General features: G+C 73.8%; 8 protein-coding genes. 3 read left to right on the top strand and 5 right to left on the bottom strand.

Features of this window, described 5'->3' with window-relative positions; genetic code table 11:
* Window positions 1-22: 22 nt before the first annotated feature.
* Entirely contained in the window at window positions 23-1,705 is a 1,683-nt protein-coding gene (locus tag QP089_RS22640) for an MFS transporter (RefSeq protein WP_285913752.1), read from the top strand.
* Window positions 1,706-1,884: 179 nt separating this feature from the next.
* Complete coding sequence (locus QP089_RS22635; RefSeq protein WP_285913751.1) at window positions 1,885-2,757, top strand: CE1 family esterase; 873 nt, start codon at window positions 1,885-1,887, stop codon at window positions 2,755-2,757.
* 64 nt (window positions 2,758-2,821) lie between these two features.
* Here the strand turns inward: QP089_RS22635 and QP089_RS22630 are convergent, their stop codons facing one another.
* The 4 genes from QP089_RS22630 to QP089_RS22615 all read right to left on the bottom strand — a co-directional run bounded on the left by QP089_RS22630 (window position 2,822) and on the right by QP089_RS22615 (window position 17,485).
* Window positions 2,822-3,019, bottom strand: coding sequence for an MbtH family protein (locus QP089_RS22630; protein WP_285913750.1), 198 nt, complete (start codon window positions 3,017-3,019; stop codon window positions 2,822-2,824).
* Complete coding sequence (locus QP089_RS22625; RefSeq protein ID WP_285913749.1) at window positions 3,019-4,305, bottom strand: lysine N(6)-hydroxylase/L-ornithine N(5)-oxygenase family protein; 1,287 nt, start codon at window positions 4,303-4,305, stop codon at window positions 3,019-3,021. The genes QP089_RS22630 and QP089_RS22625 overlap by 1 nt, the downstream gene beginning before the upstream one ends.
* Window positions 4,305-5,321 (bottom strand): iron-siderophore ABC transporter substrate-binding protein, encoded by a 1,017-nt coding sequence (locus tag QP089_RS22620; protein WP_285913748.1) that lies wholly within the window; start codon window positions 5,319-5,321, stop codon window positions 4,305-4,307. The genes QP089_RS22625 and QP089_RS22620 overlap by 1 nt, the downstream gene beginning before the upstream one ends.
* A 98-nt stretch (window positions 5,322-5,419) precedes the next feature.
* Window positions 5,420-17,485 (bottom strand): non-ribosomal peptide synthetase, encoded by a 12,066-nt coding sequence (locus tag QP089_RS22615; RefSeq protein ID WP_285913747.1) that lies wholly within the window; start codon window positions 17,483-17,485, stop codon window positions 5,420-5,422.
* Between the two features lie 142 nt (window positions 17,486-17,627).
* Here QP089_RS22615 and QP089_RS22610 point away from each other — a divergent pair, with 142 nt between their 5' ends.
* Window positions 17,628-18,950 carry a salicylate synthase gene (locus tag QP089_RS22610; RefSeq protein ID WP_285913746.1) on the top strand — a complete coding sequence of 441 codons (1,323 nt, stop codon included), beginning with the start codon at window positions 17,628-17,630 and terminating at the stop codon, window positions 18,948-18,950.
* 225 nt (window positions 18,951-19,175) lie between these two features.
* Here the strand turns inward: QP089_RS22610 and QP089_RS22605 are convergent, their stop codons facing one another.
* Window positions 19,176-20,750: a (2,3-dihydroxybenzoyl)adenylate synthase gene (locus QP089_RS22605; protein WP_285913745.1), complete on the bottom strand. Its 1,575-nt coding sequence runs from the start codon at window positions 20,748-20,750 to the stop codon at window positions 19,176-19,178.
* Between the last annotated feature and the right edge of the window lie 3 nt (window positions 20,751-20,753).

Genomic DNA, 20,753 nt, shown 5'->3' with positions numbered 1-20,753 from the left:
AGCGCCCGGAGGAGTTCCTTACATGTCCGTTTCATCGTCCACCAACGACGGCGTCGCGCCCGGCGGCGCGGCGGCACCGCCCGGCCTCGCGGCACGGCTGTGGCGGCGCGACCTGCCGCACTACCCGGAGACGGGGCGCCGCTACCTCTACCTCGGCATCGTGGTGCTCACCACGATCGTCCTGTACTACCTGCTCTACATCCAGTACGCGGTGGCGACCTCCATCATGGAGCACTACCGCATGACCTTCGGCTACTTCATCATGCTGTCGGTGATCGGCAACGCGATCGGCGCGTTCGCGTCGCTGTTCGCCGGCCTCGCCGACCGGTGGGGGCGCGCGAACCTGGTCGTGTACGGCCTGCTGATCGCGGGCGTGATCGTGCTCGTGCTGCCGCACTCCCCCAACAAGGGCGTGTACCTGGTGCTGTTCGCGGTGCTCAGCCTCATCGAGGGCATCGTGCTCGTCGCCACCCCCGCGCTGATCCGCGACTTCTCCCCCCAGCTCGGCCGCGCCACCGCCATGGGCTACTGGACGATGGGCCCGGTCATCGGCAGCCTCGTCGTCACCACCGTGACCAGCCACACCCTCGACAGCTCCACCTGGCAGGACGAGCTGACCTACTCGGGCATCGCGGCGCTCGCGGTGTTCGTCGTCGCGTTGTTCGGGCTGCGGGAGCTGTCCCCGGCGCTGCGCGACCAGGTCATGGTGTCGATGCGCGACCGCGTGCTGATCGAGGCGCGGGCCCGGGGCATCGACCCGGAGGCGCAGCTGAGGGGCAGCTGGCGGCAGATGATGCGGCTGGACGTCCTCGGCTCCGCCTTCGCGATCAGCGTCTACCTGCTGCTGTACTACGCCGCGGTCGGCAACTTCGTCGTCTACTTCTCCGCGACGTTCGGCTACAGCGAGCAGCGCACCAACGCGCTCGGCAACTGGTACTGGGCAGCGAACGCGATCGCGCTGGTGGTGGCCGGCCTGATCTCCGACCGGCTGAAGGTCCGCAAGCCGCTGATGCTGGTCGGCGGCATCGGCTCGGTGGTCTGCACGGCGGTCTTCGCCTCCTGGGCGACCGAGCCGAAGACCGGCTACTACGACTTCGCCTGGCTGTTCGTCGGGATCGGGATCTTCGGCGGGCTGGCGTACGCGCCGTGGATGGCGGGCTTCACCGAGACGGTGGAGAAGCACAACCCGGCGGCGACCGCGACCGGCCTGGCCGTGTGGGGCTGGATCCTGCGCATCGTCGTGGCGTGCTCGGCGCTGTTCGTGCCGATCGTGGTGAACTCGGTGACGCCGATCGTGGAGCACGGCGCCGAGGTGAAGGCCGCGTCCGCGCAGGCGCAGCAGGCCCTCGCCATCACGACCGCGCACCCGCAGATCTTCGCCGAGCTCGCCAAGTACCCGCCCGGGCAGGCGCCGCCGGAGCTGCAGGCGCGGGCCGCCAAGGAGGTCGGCGTGCCCGGCCTGCAGACGGTGGCCAAGGCGCAGCCGCAGCTGAAGATCCTCAAGGAGCACGGCGCCGACGTGCAGAAGGCGGCCAAGGACGGCCCCGGGCAGTGGCAGACCTGGTGGTACGTCGCGCTGGGCGGCCAGGTCGTGTTCATCCCGTTCATCTTCATCATGAGCGGGCGCTGGAGCCCGCGGAAGGCCCGTGAGGACGCCGAGGCGCACCAGAAGGCCATCGAGAAGGAGATGGCCGCGCTCGGCTGACGCGCCGATCCGACGCACCGATCCGACCCGCCCGCCCGCCGCCGGAAGCCCCCGGCGGCGGGCGGCCGCACGACCGGCCGGTCCGCCCCGCCTTCTATGCGCGGGGCGCGAAAAGACGACGATCTTTTGTGCGGCCGGATGCGTAGCCGGGCGGCCCGGCGGCGGGGTTGGATCACCCCATGAAGATCGCCGTGCGGGCGGCGATGATCGTGGCCGCGGTGCTCGCCGCGTTCATCGCCCACCCCCTGCCCGCCGGAGCGGCACAGGACGCTCCCGGAACCACCGAGCACACCATCGCCATGGGCGACTGGGATCGCCCCTACCTGCTGCATCTCCCGCCGGGCACGAAGCCCGGCGCGCGGCTGCCGCTCATCGTCGCGCTGCACGGCGGGCTGAACGACGCCGCGTACGTGGAGAACCAGAGCGGGCTCGACAAGGTCGCCGACCAGGACGGCTACGCGGTCGCCTACCCCGACGGGCTGCTCGGCACCTGGAACGCCGGTGCCTGCTGCTGGTTCGCCCGCTGGGCGGGCGTCGACGACGTCGGGTTCCTCGACACGCTCATCGACACGCTGGTGAAGCAGGGCGTCGCCGACGGCCGGCGGGTCTTCATGACCGGCTTCTCCAACGGCGGCGGGATGGCCTACCGGTACGCGTGCGAGCGGTCCGACAAGGTCGCGGGCATCGCCGTGGTCTCGGGCGCGCTCGCCGTCGGCTGCACACCGAAAAAGCCGGTGTCGGTCCTGGCCTTCCACGGGACGTGGGATCCGTCCGTCCCCTATACGGGCGGCGGGAACATGGACGCCGACGTGCATTTCCCGTTCATCGGCGTGCAGTTACTGATGGAGTTCTGGCGGTGGGTGGACAAACTGCCCGCCCTGTCGTGGCCCGTCCCGGACGGCCCGGAAGGCTGCGTCGGCACCGGGCCGGGGCCCGTCGAGGTCGCGCTGTGCACCAAGCAGCAGGGCGGCCACGAATGGCCCGACTACGCCAGCAAACTGATCAGCGAGTTCTTCGCGGCCCGCCCGTCGCTGCCGAAACCGGTGACCTGACGGCCCAAGGCCGCCGGCGAGTCGAGGGCGGGCCCACCCCCGGGCCCGCCCTCGGGTCTACGGGTCACGCGGTGAGGCTCCGCGGACGCAGGTCCGTCCAGTGCTCGGTGGTGTAGGCCAGGCAGTCGGGCCGGGAGGCCGGGCCGAACGCGGCGGTCCAGCCGGACGGGACGTCGGCGAACTCCGGCCACAGCGAGTGCTGCCCCTCGGCGTTGACCAGGACGAGGAACGTGCCGTCCGGGTCGTCGAACGGGTTGGTCATCACGCCTCCTGCGGGACGCTCGCGAGGCGCGCCGCGCGCCGCGCGATGGACTGGACGATCTCTCCGGTGCGCACCGCCGTCATCGACAGCAGCGACGAGGCGATGCCGTGGCTGTGCTCGGTGGCCCCCTGCAGGTAGACGCCCCACTCGCAGCCGGGCTCGGTGGCGATGCGGTAGTCGCGCTCCATGACGGGACGGCCGTCCGGGCGCGTCCGGCACTGCGCGCCGGCCTCGCCGAGCAGGGCGAAGGGGTCGCGCTCGCGGTAGCCGGTGGCGTAGACGACGGCGTCGGCGTCCAGGTCGGTCGTCTCGCCGGTGGGCAGGAAGGCGACCCGCATCCGCACGCCGCCGGCCTCCTCCCGGACGCCGAGGACGCGGGAGGCGTTGAGGATCCGCAGCCGTTCGGCGCCGGCGACCTTCTCGGCGTAGGAGCGCCGGTACAGCTCGTCGATGAGGTCGAGGTCGACGACGGAGTAGTTGGTGTTGCGGGAGTAGCCGAACAGCATCTCCTTCACCTCGTCCGGCGCCGCGTAGTAGTGGTCGACGGCGGCGGGGTCGAAGATGCGGTTGGCGAACGCGCTGTCGTCTGCGGGCGAGTAGCCGTAGCGGGCGAAGACGGCGCAGACCTCCGCCGCCGGGTAGGTGCGGTGCAGGTACTCGGCGGCCTCGGCGGCGCTCTGCCCGGCGCCGACGACGACGAGCCGTCGCGGGTTCCAGCCGGGCCGCGCGCCGAGCCGGGTCAGCAGCTCCTCGGTGTGCCAGATCCGCTCCCCCTGCCGGACCCCGTCGGGCAGGAAGGGGTCGAGGCCGGCGCCGATCACCACGTTGCGGGCGAGGTGGGTCTCCAGCTCGTCGTCGCGGCGGACGACGACCTCCAGCGTTTCGGCGTCGTAGGGGCGGAGCGCCACGACTTCGGCGCCGTACCGGACGCGGCCGGCGAACGCGGCGGCCGTCCATTCGAGGTAGTCGTGGAACTCCACGCGCGTCGGGAACATCGTCTTGTGGTTGACGAAGTCGACGAGGCGGCCTTTGGCGTGCAGGTAGGACAGGAACGAGTAGGGGCTTGCCGGGTTGCGCAGGGTCACCAGGTCCTTGAGGAAGTGGACCTGCATGGTGGCGCCGTCGATGAGCATGCCGCGGTGCCAACCGAACGCGGGCTGCTTCTCGAAGAACACCGCGTCCGCCGACGGGTGCGCCTCGTCCAGCGCGACGGCGAGCGCGAGGTTGGACGGGCCGAACCCGATGCCGACGACGTCGCGGACGGGCGGGTGCGTCTCCCCCGGCATCAGGCCGCCTTGCCCGCGGCCGCGGCCTTGGCGATTTGCGGGACGACCTGGTCCACCACGTACGGAACCGACAGGGCCGTCGGGGTGCGCAGCGGCCAGAACGACTTCAGGTCGAGGCGCACGTAGGCGCCGCGCTTGACGACGGGCAGGCCGGAGAACAGCTTGTTGCCCTCGAATTTTTTCTGCGTCGCCGGGTCGTCGTTGTAGTGGCTGAGCAGGACGTCGGTGTCGAGCACCGGCAGCTTCTCCATGCTCAGCTCGGCGGCGAAACCGTCGCCGGGCAGCTTCGCCAGCTTGTCGGGGAGCACCATGCCGAACTGCTCGAGCATCTTGACGCTGGTGTCGTCCTTCGACTTCATGACGCCGATGTTGCCGTTCGGGAAGACGCTCGTGAACGCGAAGCCCTTGCCCTGCAGTTCCGGGTGCGCGGTCTTCACCGACGCGATCTTCGCCTCGACGCCGGAGATGACCTTCTCGCCGTCGGCGGACCGGCCGACGGCCTTGGCTACCTGCCGGGTGATCTGCTGCCAGGAGTCCTCGGCGGGCCCGGTCTGGTAGGCGACGGTCGGCGCGAGCTTGGAGAGCTTGCCGTACTCCTTGTCGATGGTGAAGTCTCCGCCGGCCAGGATCAGGTCGGGCCGCAGCGCGGCGATCTGCTCCAGGTCGAAGCCGGAGTCGCCGGTCTCCAGCAGCTTCGGCTTGTCGGATCCGACCTTCGGCGCGCTCCACGGGGCGAGGCCGTCCGGCTGGACCCCGGTCAGCTCCACCATGCCGACCGGCTTCACGCCGAGGGCGAGGAGCGCGTCCTGGTCGACCTCGCCGAGCGCGACGATCCGCTTCGGCGCGCTCTTGACGGTGGCGGACCCGAGCTTGCCGGTGATCGTGACCGGGAACGCGCCGGCCGCGCCGCCGGAGGAGGCCTTGGCGGGCTCGTCGTCGCCGCCGCACGCCGCGGTCAGCGCGAGACCGAGGACGAGCGCGCCGGTGGCGGCCAGACGCCGCGTCAGTGTGCGCATGAGGGCCGGTGTCCTTCCAGATGTTCCAGGGGCTGTCGAGGAGTGAGCTTAGGTTAGCCTTACCTAACTATTCAATGCCCGGCGGGGTATGACCCGCCTCACCCCTTTCCTTGCGGTTCGTCCAGCCGGGCCAGCAGGCCCGCGACGGTGGGCGCCGCCATCAGCCGGGCGATCCGCAGCCCCGCGCAGCCGGGCTCCCGGCGGATCCGCCGCACCAGCCGCATCGCCAGCAGCGAGTGACCGCCGAGGTCGAAGAAGTCGTCGTCCGGCCCGACCTCGGGGACGCCGAGCTCCTCGGCGAAGATCCGGCACAGCGCCGCCTCCCGGTCGTCCCCGCGCCGCGCCGCCGCGGGCCGGGGCGGGGAGTCGGCCTCCGTGACGGCGCGGGCGGTGAGGACGGCGGGCAGCGCGGCGACGGGCGTGGCGGGGTCGTCCGCGACGGTCTCCAGCAGCGCGACCAGGCCGTCGGCCATCGTCCGGACCGTCTCCCGGTCGAACAGGTCGGCGGAGTAGTCGACGATGAGCCGCAGATCGTCGTCGCGCTCCCGGAAGATGAAGTCGAGGTCGAACTTCGCGGCGGACGGCCCGAACGACGCCTCCCGCTGCTCCAGGCCGGGGAAGCGCACCTCGCCGGGGTCCTGGTTCTCGTGGCCGACCATCACCTGGAACAGCGGGTTGCGTCCCGGCACGCGCCTCGGGCGCAGCGCCTCCACGACGGCCTCGAACGGCAGGTCCTGATTGGCCAGGCCGGCCAGCCCCGCCTCGCGGACCCGTCCGAGCAGTTCGGCGAACGTCGGCTCCCCGGACAGGTCGGCCCGCAGGACGAGCGTGTTGACGAAGAAGCCGACCAGGTCCGCGGCGGCCTCCTCGGTGCGTCCCGCGACGGGGCTGCCGAGCGGGATGTCGTCGCCGGCGCCCGTGCGGTGCAGCAGCGCCGCGACGGCGGCCTGGCACACCATGAACACGGTGGCGCCCGCGTCCCGCGCGACGCGGCGCAGCCGCCGGGTCAGGGCGGGCGGCAGGTCGGCCGTGAGGGTCCCGCCGCGCTGGCCCGCCGCGCCGGGCCTCGGCCTGTCGGCCGGCAGCGCGATCTCCTCCGGCGCGCCGGCGAGTGCCCGCACCCAGTGGGCGAGCTGCCGCGCGTGGACGCTGCCCGGATCGAGGGGGTCGCCGAGCAGTTCGGCCTGCCACAGCGTGTGGTCGGCGTACTGGACGGGCGGCGCCTCCCACGCGGGCGGCCTCCCGTCGAGCCGCGCGGCGTACGCCTCGGCGACGTCGCGTGCGAACGGCCCGAACGACCACTCGTCGAAGGCGATGTGGTGGAAGACGGCCAGGAGGAGGTGCTCCCGCTCCCTCTCCGGGAAGACCGCGACGCGCAGCGGGATGTCGCGGGAAAGGTCGAACGGGCGGGCGATGACCTCCTCCGGCGCGGCCGACGCGACCTCCAGGGCGGGACGGGCCTCGTCCGGGTCGAGGATCCGCTGGTAGGGGGTGCCGTCGTGTTCGGGGAAGACCGTCCGCAGCGCTTCGTGCCGCGCGGTGACGTCGCCGATCGCCGCCTCCAGGGCCGCGAGGTCGAGGTCGCCGCGCAGGCGGACGGCGAGCGGGAGGTGGTAGGCGTCGCGCGGGCCGTCGTCCTCGCGGAGGAGCTGGTCGAGCAGCCACAACCGGCGCTGCGCCGGGGACAGCGGGACGCGCTCGGGACGCTTCCGCGGTGTGAGGGCGGGACGCGGCGCCTCGTCCGCGCCGCCGCGCAGGCGTTCGGCCAGCTCCGCCACGGTCGGCGCCTCGAACAGGTCGCGGATCGCGAGCGGCGCGCCGAGCGCCGCGCGTGCCCTTCCGACCAGCCGCGTCGCGAGCAGCGAGTGCCCGCCGAGGTCGAAGAAGTCGTCGTCGACGCCGACGACCGGCACGTCCAGCACCTCGGCGAACAGCGTGCACAGCACCCGCTCGACCGGCGTGCGCGGCGGCCGCCCGCCCGCCCGGCGCGGCCCGTCGCGGCCGGGCTCGGGCAGGGCCCGGCGGTCGAGTTTGCCGTTCACGGTCAGCGGCAGCGCGTCCAGCGTGACGATCGCGCTCGGCACCATGTAGCCGGGCAGCCGCCGCTTCAGGCTCTCGCGGAGCCGCGCGCCGAGGACGCCATGATCGCGCGCCGCGACCGGGTCGTTCGCGTACGCCGCGGGCACCCGTCCTGGCTCGGCCGGAAGGTTGGCCGCGCCCCCGCCGAAGACGGCGTCGTAGCAGCCGGCCTGCGCCGACGGCGTGAGCACCACCTCAGGCCACAGCTTGTAGAGCGCCTCCGGCTCGACGCCTTGCGGCGCGGCGGCGAGGGCCTCGCGCGCCTCGTCCGGTGTTCCGCCGTCGCGGAGCACGCGCAGCGCCGCCGCCTCCCCGGACAGCCGCGGATCGGGAATCCCCCGCACCCGCAACGGCCCGCCCGTCACCGCGCCGGCGAGCGCGCGGAGACGGGCGTCTTCGGTGTCCTGACCGGCGGCTTCGGGGGTGGCGTTGGGATCGTCCAGCGCGGCCCAGTCCACGGCGGGCGCCTCGGGGGCAGGCGGGAGGTTCGGGCCCGGCTTCCAGAGGACGACGTCGTAGCGGTGGCGGGTTAGCTCGTTGTGGTGGGCGCCGCGCTTGATGAGGACGTCCACGCGGGCGGGGCCGTCGAGTGCGGTGAAGAAGGCGGGGCCGAGGAGGAGTTCCTTCTCCATCCGGACGGCGCGCTCGACGGCGCGGAGGTTGGTGTTGCCGCGTCCGAGCTGGATCGCGGCGTGCAGGTGGTGGATCGTCCGCAGGTCGCGGACGTCGCCGAGGAACAGCTTCCCGCCGGGCGCGAGCAGGCGCATCGCCTTGGCGACGACGTCCTGGAGGTAGGCGGCGCCCGGGAAGTACTGCGCGACCGAGTTGATCACGATGGTGTCGAAGCGGCCTTCGGGCAGGCCCTCGGTGTCGTGGGCGGCCTGAGCGCTGAGCCGGACGGGCGAGTCCGGCCCGAGGTCGGCGCGGAGCTTGGCGATGACGGGTTCGGAGAAGTCCGTGCCCCAGTACTCCTCGCTGTCCGGCGCGAGGCGGGTGAGCAGCAGGCCGGCGCCGACGCCGATCTCCAGGACGCGGCGGGGCCGCAGGGCGCGGATGCGCTCGACGGTCGTGTCCCGCCATTCGCGCATGTCGTCGAGCGGGATCGGGGCGCCGTCGTAGCTGCTGGTCCAGCCGGCGAACTCCTCGTGGTGGACGACGGTGCCGACCTCGGTGTACTCGGCGTCGTAGATCTGCCGCCATTCGGCGAGCTGCTCGTCGGCGGCGCCGTCGCGGGACCCGTCCGGGACGACGTAGCCGATGATCCGCTTGACGCCGGGGACGTCGGTGGCCGCGGCGACGACGGCGGCCTGCCCGACGCCGGGCTCGGCGGCGAGCGCCGTCTCGATCTCGCCGAGCTCGACGCGGTAGCCGCGGATCTTCACCTGGTCGTCGGTTCGGCCGAGGAAGTCGATGTTGCCGTCCTCGCGGACCCGGACGAGGTCGCCGGTCCGGTACATGCGGCCGCCGGTGAACGGGTCGGCGACGAAGCGCTCGGCGGTCAGGTCGGGACGGCCGAGGTAGCCGCGGGCCAGCCCGGCGCCCGCGATGTACAGCTCGCCGGGGGCACCGGGCGGGACGGGCCGCAGCCACTTGTCCAGGACGTGGGCGCGGGTGTTCCAGATCGGCTTGCCGACGGTCGGGGTGGCGCTGTCCTCGGTGCCGCCGCCGAGCGTGTTGATCGTGTACTCGGTAGGGCCGTACAGGTTGTAGCCGAGGACGCCGTCGGCCTCCGCGAGCCGGTCCCAGACGGAGGCGGGGACGGCCTCGCCGCCGAGCAGGACGAGCGGCGGCCGGTGCCCGCCGTCGAGGAGCCCTTCGTCGAGCAGCTGCTGGGCGTAGGTGGGGGTCACGTTGATCACGTCGACGCGGTGTTCGCGCAGGTAGGCGGTGAGCGCCTCGGCGTCGCGGCGCAGGTCCTCGTCGCAGACGTGGACCTCGTGGCCCTCGATGAGCCACAGCAGTTCCTCCCACGACATGTCGAAGGAGAACGACACGGTGTGCGCGATCCTCAGCCGCCGCCCCGCGCCCTTCACGACGGGGTCGAAGATGTTGGCGCGGTGGTTGAACTGCATGTTCGTCAGGCCCCGGTACGGGGTGACGACGCCCTTGGGACGGCCCGTTGAGCCCGAGGTGTAGATGACGTAGGCGGGGTGGTCGAGGCGCCCGGGGGTGCCGGGCGCGAAGCCGGGCAGCTCGCCGGGTGCGAGGTCGGTGCCCGGCAGATCGGCGAGCGCCTGGGCGGTGTCGGGCTCGTCCAGTGCGAGGACGGTTCCGGAGAACGCGAGACCGCCGGCGATGCCGCGGTGCGAGACGAGGACCGTCGGGGACGCGTCCTCGATCATGTAGTCGAGCCGGTCGGCCGGGAGGTCGAGTTCGAGCGGCAGGTAGGCGGCGCCGGTGCGCAGGACGGCGAACAGCGCGACGACCATCTCGGCGGAGCGCGGCAGCGCGAGCGCGACGACGCGCTCCGGTCCCGCCCCGTTGGCGATCAGGAGGCGCGCGAGCCGGTTGATCTCGGCGTTCAGCTCGCCGTAGGTGAGGCGGACGTCCGGGAGCGACACCAGCGCCGTGTCGCCGGGCTGTTCGGCGGCGCGCTCGGCGAGGAGTTCGGCGACGGTCAGCTCGGGGACGGGGTGCCAGGCGTCGTCCCGGTCGCGGCGGAGCCGGTCGTGCTCCTCCGGGACGAGCAGGTCGAGGCGGTGGCACGGCGTGCCGGGGGCGTCGGCGATCTGCCGCAGCACCCGGACGTACCGGTCGGTGATCCGTTCGGCCTCCGCCGGGGTGAACGCGTCGTCCCGGTACATGACGCGGAGCGCCGCGCCCGGGTCGACGACCATGGTGACCGGGTAATGGGTGGCGTCGCGGACCTCGCGCCCGGTGACGCGCAGCGCCCCGTCCGGGCCGAAGCCGCGGTCGGTGGGCATGCCGGGGAAGTTCTGGAAGACGAACAGCGTGTCGAACAGGGCGCCGAGGCCGGTGGCGCGCTGGACGTCGGCGAGCGCGACGTAGGAGTGGTCGAACAGCTCCGACTGCGCGGCCTGGACGCGTTCGAGCACAGCGGCCACCGGGTCGGCAGGCCCGGCCTGCACGCGGATCGGGACGGTGTTGAACAGCAGCCCGACCATGGACTCGACGCCGTCCACGTCCGGGTGGCGACCGGAGACGGAGGCGCCGAACACCACGTCGTCGCGGCCGGTCATGCCCATGAGCGTCAGGCCCCACGCCGTCTCGAACAGCGTGCCGGGGGTGACGCCGTGGTCGCGGGCGACCGCGTGCAGGCGGTCCGCGAGGTCGGCGGGCAACACGCGGTGCACCTCGCCGGCGTTGGAAAGGTCGGCGGGACGGTCGGCGAGGCCGGGGCGGACGAGGGCCGGTTCGTCGAAGCCGTCGAGGGCGCGGCGCCAGGCGTCCACGGCGGCGTCCCGGTCCTGGCGGGCGATCCAGTCCAGGTAGCCGCGGAACGACGGGACGGGGCGGGCCGCCTCGGCGGCGGCGTCGGTGTAGGCGTTCAGCAGGGAGGTGACGAGCAGACCGCCGGACCAGCCGTCCAGCAGGATCAGCTCGGACGTCAGGACGAGGCGGTGGTCGTGCTCGCCGAGGCTCGCGAGCGCGAACCGGATGAGCGGCGGCGCGGCCGGGTCGAACGGCTCGGCGCGCTGCGTGTCGACGAACCCGTCGAGGCCGTCCGGGCCGGACACCTTCGCGTGCGTCCAGGGTGTCTCCCATTCGCCGGGGACGAACTGGACGGCGCGGTCGCCGTCGGTGCGGAACCCGGCGCGCAGGTTGGGGAACTTCTCCAGGACGGCGTGCGCCGCGTCCGCCATCCGCGCCGGGTCGACGGGGCCGGACAGCGACACCACGGCCTGCTGCACGTAGATGTCGCGGCCCTCGCCGGCCATCATCAGGTGGAAGAGAAGGCCTTCCTGGAGAGGCGACAGCGGCAGCTCACCGGCGCTCGCGTCCGGGGCGGCCTCGACGGGCGCCGGGGTCTCGGCGGCCCGGGCGAGGGCCTCGGCGGTCCGAAGCCGGAACACGTCGCGGACGGTGAACGACAGCCCGGCGCGGCGGGCGCGGGCGACGAGCAGCGCGGCGCCGATGCTGTCGCCGCCGGAGCGGAAGAAGTCGTCGTCGGCGCCGATGCCGTCGCGGCCGAGGACGGCGGCGGCGAGGCGGGTGAGGACGTGTTCGGCCTCGGTCGCGGGGGCGCGTCCGGTGGCAGGACGTCCCGGTTCGGGCAGGGACCGCCGGTCGAGCTTGCCGTTCGGGTTGAGGGGCAGCTCATCGAGGACGACCAGCTCGGCGGGGACGAGATGGGCCGGCAGCGTCGCGCGCAGCCGCTCCAGCACGGCATCGGCGTCGACTTCTCCGGTGACGTAGCCGACCAGGCGGTTCCCGTGGGCGGCGACGGCGGCGCGGCGGACTCCGTCCTGCGCGGCGAGAGCCGCCTCGACTTCGCCAGGCTCGATCCGGAAGCCGCGCAGGGAGATCTGGTCGTCGGCGCGGCCGAGGAAGGCCAGCCCGCCGTCGCGGCGGCGCCGCACCCGGTCGCCGGTGCGGTAGAGGCGGGAGCCGGGCGGGCCGAACGGGTTCGCCACGAACCGCTCGGCGGTGCGGGCCGGGTCGCCGAGGTAGCCGCGCGCGAGGCCGTCGCCCGCCAGGTACAGCTCGCCGACGGGCACCTCGCGGAGCGCGGCGTCCAGGACGTACGCGCGGGTATTGGCGATCGGGGCCAGTCCCCCGCCTTCCGCGATCAGGCTGTCCCCGGCGGCCTCCGAGCAGCCGTAGAGGTCGACGATCCGGGCGGGCACCTCGGCGGCGAGCGCGGCGGGCAGCGCCTCGCCGCTGCTGATCCAGGTGGTGACGGACGGCGGCAGGCCGCGTTCCGCGAGCGCGGCGAGCAGGCTCGGGACGAGCGTCACCGTCCGCACGCGGTGCCGTTCGATGAGGTCGCCGAGCGCGACGCCGTCGGCCGCGGTCGCGTCGTCGGCGATCACGACGGTGTCACCGGCGGCGAGGCCGCCGAGCAGCTCGGTCGTGCCGTCGATGAACGCGGGCGAGCTCTTCGCGACGCGGACACCGGGCGCGGTGAGCTCCGCACCCCAGGCCAGCCGGTTGGCCAGGGCGCCCTGCGTCCCGGCGACGGCCTTGGGCGTCCCCGTCGAGCCCGAGGTGAAGATCACGTAGGCGAGGTGGTCCGGCCGGACGTCCGGCCGTGCGCGGGCGGGCGCGTCCAGCGGCGGCTCCTCGCGGCCGAGGACGAGCAGCGGCCGGACGGCGTCGAGCATCGCCTCGATCCGGGCGTGCGGGTACGCCAGGTCGATCGGCAGGTAGGCGGCGCCGGTCTTCAGCACGGCCAGCAGCGCGACCGCGAACGCGTCGGAGCGCGGCAGGGCGATGCCGACGACGCGTTCGGGTCCCGCGCCGGCCGCCGCGAGCCGGTCGGCGAGGGCCTCGGCGCGGCGGTCCAGGTCGGCGTAGGTCATCGCGGTGTCGTCGAAGACCAGCGCCGTGGCGTCGGGTGTCCGCGCGGCCTGCGCCTCGACGAGCGCGGCGGCCGTCGGGGCCGGGAGGTCGCGGGCGGTGTCGGGGTGCTCGACGGGGGCGCCGAGCGCGGACAGGCGGCGGTCCGGGTCGTCGGTGACCTGGTCGAGGATGCGGGCCAGGTCGTCCAGCATCCCTTCGATCGTGGCGGCGTCGAAGAGGTCCTCAGCGTAGGCGGCGAACCCTTCGACGTCCTCGTCCCCTTCGGCGAAGTACAGGTCGAGGTCGAACTTGACGCCGCCGGTCTCGGGCAGGAACGGCTCGGCGCGCACGCCGGGCAGCGCGAGCCGCACGTCGTCCAGCCGCTGGTGGACGATCATCACCTGGAACAGCGGGTTGCGCGCGAGCGACCGTTCCGGCGCGAGGCGCTCCACCACGCGTTCGTACGGGACGCCGGCGTGCGAGAACGCGGTGAGGTCGGCGGCGCGGACCCGCTCTAGCAACTCGGTGAACGCGGGGTCGCCCGACAGGTCGGTGCGCAGCACCAGCGGGTTGACGAACACGCCGACCAGCCCGGCCAGGTCCTCGTCGGCGCGGGCGGCGATCGGCGAGCCGAGCGCGACGTCGTCGCCGGCGCCGCTGCGCTGGAGCAGTGCGGCGACGGCAGCGTGCAGCACCATGAACACGCTGGTGCCGGTAGCGCGGGCGAGCCGCCGGGCCCCGGCGGCCGGAAGGCGGAAGGGGACAAGGCCACCGCGGTGGCTCGGCTCCGCCGGGCGCGGCCGGTCGAACGGCAGGACGGTCTCCTGCGGGAGCCCCGCAAGGGCCTGCTCCCAGTGGTCGAGGCCTTCGGACACCTCGGGAGCGCTCTCCCTTTCCCATGCGGCGTAGTCGGCGTACTGGACCGGCAGCGGCTTCCAGCCGGGCGCCTCCCCTGCGCGCCGCGCCTCGTAGGCGCGGGCGAGGTCGGCGAGCAGCGGCGTGAACGACCATTCGTCGGCGGCCGCGTGGTGCAGCAGCAGGATCAGCGACCATTCCTCGTCGCCGGTCCGGACGAGCGTGCCCCGGATGGGCAGGTCGGCGGCGATGTCGAAGACGTGCGACGCGGCGTCCCGCTCGATGGCCGCGCGGCGCTCGGGCGTCTCGGCGCGGGCGTCGACGACGGAGAAGGGCACGGGGGTAGCGGCGTCCAGGATCCGCTGTACGGGCAGTCCGTCCTCGCCTTCGACCAGCAGGGTGCGCAGCGCCTCGTGCCTGGCCACGACGTCGGCGAACGCGGCGCGCAGCGCGCCGGCGTCGAGCGCGCCGGTGAGCCGCAGGCCGAACGGCAGGGCGTAGGACGCCGACGGGCCGCGCAGCCGCTCCTCCAGCCACATCCCGCGCTGCGCCGCCGACGCCGGGACGACCGCGGGCCGCGCCACGTCCCGGACGCGGATGCCACCGCGCGCCACCAGGCGCGGGGCGAGCGCGGCGACGGTCGGGGCCTCGAACACGTCGGCGATGGAGAACTCGGCGTCCAGGACGGTGCGGACGCGGGCGGCGAGCTTGGCGGCGAGCAGCGAGTGGCCGCCAAGCGCGAAGAAGTCGTCGTCGATGCCGACGCGCTCGAAACCGAGCAGCTCGGCGAACAGGTCGCACAGGGCGGCCTCGCGCGCGTCGCGCGGTGCCCGGCCGTCCGTGCGGGCGCCGGGGGCGGGGAGCGCGCGGCGGTCGAGCTTGCCGTTGGCGGTCATCGGCAGCGCGTCGAGCCGAACAAGTGCGCCCGGCACCATGTAGGAGGGCAGCTCGGCGGCGAGCGCGGTCCGCAGCGCCGCCTCGTCGGGCGCGTCGGCGCCCGGGACGTAGTAGCCGACGAGGCGCGGCTCGCCCGGCCGGTCCTCGCGGACGACGACGGCGGCCCGCGCGACGCCGGGCAGCGCCGCCAGCACGGCCTGCACCTCGGCGGGCTCGATCCGGAAACCGCGGATCTTCACCTGGTCGTCGGTGCGGCCGAGGTACTCGATGGAGCCGTCCCGGGTCCAGCGCGCGAGGTCGCCGGTCCGGTACATGCGGGTGCCGGGCGGGCCGTACGGGTCGGCGACGAACCGCTCCGCCGTCAGGTCGGGGCGTCCGGCGTAGCCGCGGGCGAGCTGCGCGCCCGACAGGTACAGCTCGCCGGGGACGCCGGCCGGGACGGGCCGCAGCGACGCGTCCAGGATGTGCGCGCGGGTGTTCCACAGCGGGCGGCCGATGCCGGGCTCCGGCAGGACGGCGGCGGTCGCGTAGATGGCCGTCTCGGTAGGCCCGTACATGTTCGCGGCGCTGCGCGCGCGTGCCGTCATCTCGGCGGCGAGGGCGGCGGGCAGCGCCTCGCCGCCGGTGATGATCCGCAGCCCGTCGAGCGCGGCCGGGTCGAGGGAGCCGAGCAGCGACGGCGTGCCCTGCAGGTGCGTGACGCCGCGCCCGAGGAGCCGGGCCAGCGCCGCCGGATCCCGGACGGTCTCCCGAGAGGCGAGGACGATCGTCGCGCCGGTGACCAGCGGCAGGAGAACTTCCAGCGTGGCGATGTCGAAGGCGATGGTCGTCACGGCCGCCCACCGGTCGCCGGGGCCGAGCGGGTGCTCTTCGCGCATCCGCGCGAGGAGGTTCGTCAGGGCGCGGTGCGGGACGGCGACGCCCTTGGGCCGGCCTGTCGAGCCGGAGGTGTAGATGACGTAGGCGAGGTCGTCCGGGTGCGGCTCGTGGACGTCGGCGTCCGGGTCGCCGTCAGTGAAATCGCCGTCCAGGACGATGACGTCGGCCTCGTCGGGAAGCAGGGCGGCCGTCTCCGGTGCCGCGACGGCGCATAGCGCGCCCGCGTCCTTCAGCATGTAGGAGACGCGGTCGCGGGGGTGGCCGGGGTCGAGCGGCAGGTACGCGGCGCCCGACTTCAGCACCGCGAGGACGGCGGTCACGAGGTCGGCGGTGCGGGGCAGCGCGAGCGCCACAACGGCGTCCGGCCCGGCGCCGCGGGCACGCAGGACGCGGGCCAGCGCGGACGACCGCCGGTCGAGGTCGGCGTAGGTGAGGGTCTCGCCGGATTCGGTCTCGACGGCGGGCGCGCCGGGCGTGCGGGCGGCCTGCTCCGCGAACAGCGCGGCGATGCCCGTGCCGTCGACGTCCCGGTCGGTGGCATTGGCGGCCTCGAGCCGCGCCGCCTCGGCGTCGGTCATGAGCGCGAGCGCGCCGACCGGGCGGTCCGGGTCGGCGATCGCGTCGCGCAGCAGCGTCTCCAGGTGGGCGAGGAGCGCGTCGATGCGCTCGTCGTCGAACAGCTCGCGGCGGAACGTGGCCTCGACGGTCATGCCCTGCGGCCGGACGAACGCCTCCAGCGACAGGTCGAAGTGCGTCATGCCGTTGTGGACGTGCGTCCAGGACGTGGTGAGGCCCGGCAGCTCCAGCTCGCCGATCTCCTGGGCGAGGAACAGCAGCATGGTGTCGAAGAACGCCGACCGGCCGTGCCCGCGCGCGGGCCGCAGCTCGCGGACGATCGCGTCGTACGGCGTCGCCTGGTGCGCGAACGCCTCGGTCACCGTCCGCCCGGTGCGGCGCAGCGCCTCGCGGAACGTCGGCCGTCCGGACAGGTCCGTCCGCATGACGAGCGTGTTGCCGAAGTTGCCGGCGAGCCGCTCGACCTCCACGTGCTCGCGGTTCATCACCGACGACCCGACCGACACGTCGCCGGAGCCGGTGTAGCGGTGCAGCAGGACGGAGTAGGCGGCGAGCATCACCGTGTACGGGGTGACGTTCTCCTCCTTGGCGAGCCGGCCGAGGCCCTCGGTCACGTCGTCGCCGAAGCGGAGGGCGCGGCGGCCGCCGCGCTCGGACACGGCGGCGGCGCGCGGCCGGTCGGCGGGCAGGTCGAGCGGCGGGGGCGGCGGGTCGAGCCGGGCGCGCCAGTAGGCCAGGTCGTCCTCGGCGAGGGGCCGCTTCTGCTCCCAGTCGGCGAAGTCGGCGTACTGGACGTCGAGCGCGGGCAGGCCGTCGGGCTCGCCCGTCACGGCGGCCCGGTAGAGGGCCGACAGGTCGCGCGACATCGAGCCCCAGGTCATCCCGTCCCAGGCGATGTGGTGGACGACGAGGACCAGCGCGTGCTCGTCGTCGCGGACGCGCAGCAGTTCCAGCCGGATGGGCCGTTCGCGGCGCAGGTCGAACGGCGTCGCCGCGAGCTCGGCGGCGCGGGCGTCGGGGTCCGTGCGGTCGACCGGCGCAAGGTCGAGCGAGTCGTCGTCGGTGACGATCTGGACGGCGCCTTCGCCGTCGTCGGCGTAGACGGTGCGCAGGACGGCGTGGCGCCGGATGAGGCCGCGCAGCGCCTCGCTGAGCGCGGCCGCGCCGAGCGGGCCCGACATGCGGATCAGCAGGCACACGTTGTAGGCGGGGCTCGCCGGGAACGTCCGGTGGTGCAGCCACATGCTCTGCTGGGCGTAGGACAGCGGTGCCGGCCCGCCGGCCTCGCGCGGGGCGGGGCGCCCGGCGTCGCCGCCGCGCCCGTCCTCGGGGAGACCGGCCTTCGCCATCATCCGCCGCATCAGCTCGCGTCGCAGTTGATGACTCTGCGCCGCCGTCGTCGTCTGCTCCTGCACGCCCCAGCTCTTTCGTCGTCGGCTTGATCAGCAAAAGTTAGGTTAGCCTTGCCTACGAAAATCGCACAAGGTTAGCCTTACCTAAGTTCTCGGCCCGGATCCCGACTCGGCCGGATTTCGTCACCCAAGGGAGCCCACTGCCTTGTCCCCCGGTCTGCGCACTGACGAGAAGCCCACGGAACGGGTGGTCGAGGCCGCCCGCGCGCCGCTCGACCTGATGACCCGGCTGGCCGGCTCCGGCCTCTTCACCGACCATGTCGTGTACGAGCGCCCGGGCCGCTGGACGTTCGCCGGCGGCGTCCTCGGCGAGGTCGTCCTCGACGCCGGCGCCTTGCACGCCCGCTGGCCCGGCCGCGCGCCGGAGACGACGCCGTACGCCGGCCGCCCCGCCACCGCGCTGCGCGAGGCGTTCGCCGCCGCGCCGCTTCCAGCCTGGAACGCCTACGGCTGGATCGCGTTCGAGTTCGCCGCGGCCCGCCCGTCCGGCCGGCTCGCGCACTTCCTGATTCCGCGCATTGAAGTCCAGGTGGAGGACGGTGCGGCCCGCATCACCGGCGTTGATCCCGTTGAGGTCGAACGCGTCGCGGACCTGCTCGCCGCCGACGTCCCGCCCGCCCCCGCGACGCCCTCGCCGGTGGACGTCCGCCAAGGCGGCGACGTGTACCGCGCACGCGTCGCCCAAGCCGTCGACGACATCGCGGCGGGCCGCTACCAGAAGGTCATCGTGTCCCGGCGGCTGGACATCCCCCATCCCGTCGACGTCGTCGCCACCTACGCGTGCGGGCGCGCCGCCAACACCCCGGCGCGCTCGTTCCTGCTCGACCTCGGCGGCTTCCAGGCCACCGGGTTCAGCCCCGAAGTGCTCGCGAGCGTGGACGGCGAAGGCCGCGTCATGACGCAACCGCTCGCCGGCACGCGCGCCTTCGGCCTCGGCGGCGACGCCGACGCCCGCACCCGCCGCGAACTGGAGACCGACCCCAAGGAGATCTTCGAGCACGCCGTGTCGGTCCGCACCTCGCAGGAGGAGCTGTACCGCGTGTGCGACCCGGACACCGTCCACGTCACCGGGTTCATGACCGTGAAGGAGCGGGGCAGCGTGCAGCACCTCGGCTCCAGCGTCGGCGGCGTCCTCGCGCCCGGCCGCACCTGCTGGGACGCGCTCGACGCGCTGTTCCCCGGCGTGACCGCGTCCGGCATCCCGAAGGCCGAGGCGATCGAGGCGATCGGCGGCCTGGAAGAGCGCCGCGGCCTCTACGCGGGCGCCGTCGTCGCCGTCTCCCACACCGGCGCACTCGACTCGGCGCTCGTCCTACGCGCCCTCTACAATGAGAACGGGCAGGCATGGCTGCGCGCCGGCGCCGGCATCGTCAGCGGCTCCACCCCCGACCGCGAGTACGAAGAGACCTGCGAGAAGCTCTCCAGCATTGCTCCCTATGTATGCAGGGGCCTTGGCGTCAGGCGCTAGAGCGCCTTCCTTCGGCGGCCCCTGCGGCGCTCGCTGCATCGCTTCGACTCGGCCCTGGGGGCCTCGCTGCGCGATCAAGTTCTCGCTTCGCTCGAACTTGGCTTCGCACGCGATCGCAACGTTCGGGTCGCTGACGGTCGAGGCTAAAGACATGCGAGCGTTCCGGTCCGCGAGTGAGCCATGAGGAGCCCCCTCTGAGCTGCGCTCAGAGGGGGCTCGGCCGGTTCATCTCAGGCGGGCGGCCAGGGCCTTCTTGCTGACCTTGCCGACCGGGGTGCGGGGGAAGGCTTCGGCGGTCTCCAGGCGGTCGGGCCACTTGTAGGCGGCCAGGCCGCGGGCGCGGAGGAAGTCCTTGATGTCGCGGAGCGTCGGCGGCGCGTCCTTTGCGGCGTCGCGGAGGACGAGGAACGCGCACGTCCGCTCCCCCATCACCGGGTCGGGGACACCGACGACGGCGGCGTCGTGGATCGCCGGGTGGGCGAGGAGATGGTCCTCCAGCTCCTCCGCCGACACCTTGTCGCCGCCCCGGTTGATCTGGTCCTTCTCACGACCCTCGACGATGAGGTGCCCGGACGGCAGCTCCCGGACGAGGTCGCCGGTGCGGTAGTAGCCGTCCGGTGTGAACGCGCGGACGTTGTGGGCGGGCGCACGGTAGTAGCCGCGCAGCGTGTAGGGCCCGCGGGTGAGCAGCTCGCCGACCTCGCCGGGCGCGACCGTCCTGCTGTCGGCGTCCACGACGCGGATCTCGTCGGCCGGGGACAGCGGGCGGCCCTGCGTCCGGTGGACCAGGTCGGGCGGGTCGTCCAGCCGGGTGAAGTTGAGCAGGCCCTCCGCCATCCCGAACACCTGCTGGAGGCGGCAGCCGAGCAGGCCGGGGATCTCGGCGGCGCGGTCGGCGGCCAGCTTCGCGCCGCCGACCTGCAGCAGCTCCAGCGAGGACAGGTCGTCGTCGGACCAGGTGGCCGCGTCCAGCCACAGCAGCGCGATCGGCGGGACGACCGCGCAGGCCGTCGCGCGCTCGCGCTCGATAAGGGGGAACGCCTCGTCCGGCGCCCCGGACGGCGCCAGCACCACCGTCCCGCCGGCCGCGAATACGCCGAGCAGACCGGGGCAGGCGAGCGCGAAGTTGTGCGCGGCGGGCAGGACCACGAGGTAGACGGTGTCGCGGGTGAAGCCGCACACCTCCGCGCTGGCCTCCAAGTTGTAGACGTAGTCGCGGTGCGTGCGCGGGATGAGTTTCGGCAGCCCGGTCGTCCCGCCGGACAGCAGGAGCACGCCGACGTCGGAGGGGTCCGGGCGCGGGTGCTCGACGGGCTCGGCGTCCAGGTCGGCGAGTGCCGTGAACTCCTGGGCGTCGCCGTCCACGACGACGTGTTCGACGGGCAGCGTCCGGGCCATCGCCCGGTAGTCGAAGTCGCCGTCGGTCTCGCCGCAGACGTAGGCGCGGGCCTCGGCCAGCTCGCACAGGTAGCGGATCTCGCTCTCGCGGTGCGCGGGCAGCGCGAGGACGGGCGCCGCGCCGATCCGCACGAGCGCGAGGAACGCCACGACGAAGCCGGTGGTGTTGGGCAGTTGGACGACGACGCGGTCGCCGTTGCGGACGCCCAGCCGCAGGAACCCGGCGGCGATGCGCTCGGCCCGCCGGTCGAGGTCGGCGTAGGTGAGGCGGTCGTCTCCTGCGACGAGCGCGACGCGGCCGGGGTCGCCGCGCAGGACGTCGCCGAGGACGCGGTCCGTCCAGTAGCCCTCGGCCTTGTAGCGCGCTTCCAGGTCGGCGGGCCAGGGGGTGAAACCGTCCATGGC

The organism is Actinomadura opuntiae (genome assembly GCF_030283205.1).
Lineage (GTDB): Bacteria > Actinomycetota > Actinomycetes > Streptosporangiales > Streptosporangiaceae > Spirillospora.
The sequence above is the reverse complement of the archived record's forward strand: the minus strand, read 5'-3'. Positions and strand labels throughout refer to the sequence as shown.

Bases quoted from the DNA above. Each gene is read 5' to 3' on its own strand.
- QP089_RS22640 (WP_285913752.1), top strand. From the start codon at position 23: ATGTCCGTTTCATCGTCCACCAACGACGGCGTCGCGCCCGGCGGCGCG.
- QP089_RS22625 (WP_285913749.1), bottom strand. From the start codon at position 4,305: ATGCCGGGGGAGACGCACCCGCCCGTCCGCGACGTCGTCGGCATCGGG.
- QP089_RS22605 (WP_285913745.1), bottom strand. From the start codon at position 20,750: ATGGACGGTTTCACCCCCTGGCCCGCCGACCTGGAAGCGCGCTACAAG.
- QP089_RS22630 (WP_285913750.1), bottom strand. From the start codon at position 3,019: ATGACCAACCCGTTCGACGACCCGGACGGCACGTTCCTCGTCCTGGTC.
- QP089_RS22620 (WP_285913748.1), bottom strand. From the start codon at position 5,321: ATGCGCACACTGACGCGGCGTCTGGCCGCCACCGGCGCGCTCGTCCTC.
- QP089_RS22635 (WP_285913751.1), top strand. From the start codon at position 1,885: ATGAAGATCGCCGTGCGGGCGGCGATGATCGTGGCCGCGGTGCTCGCC.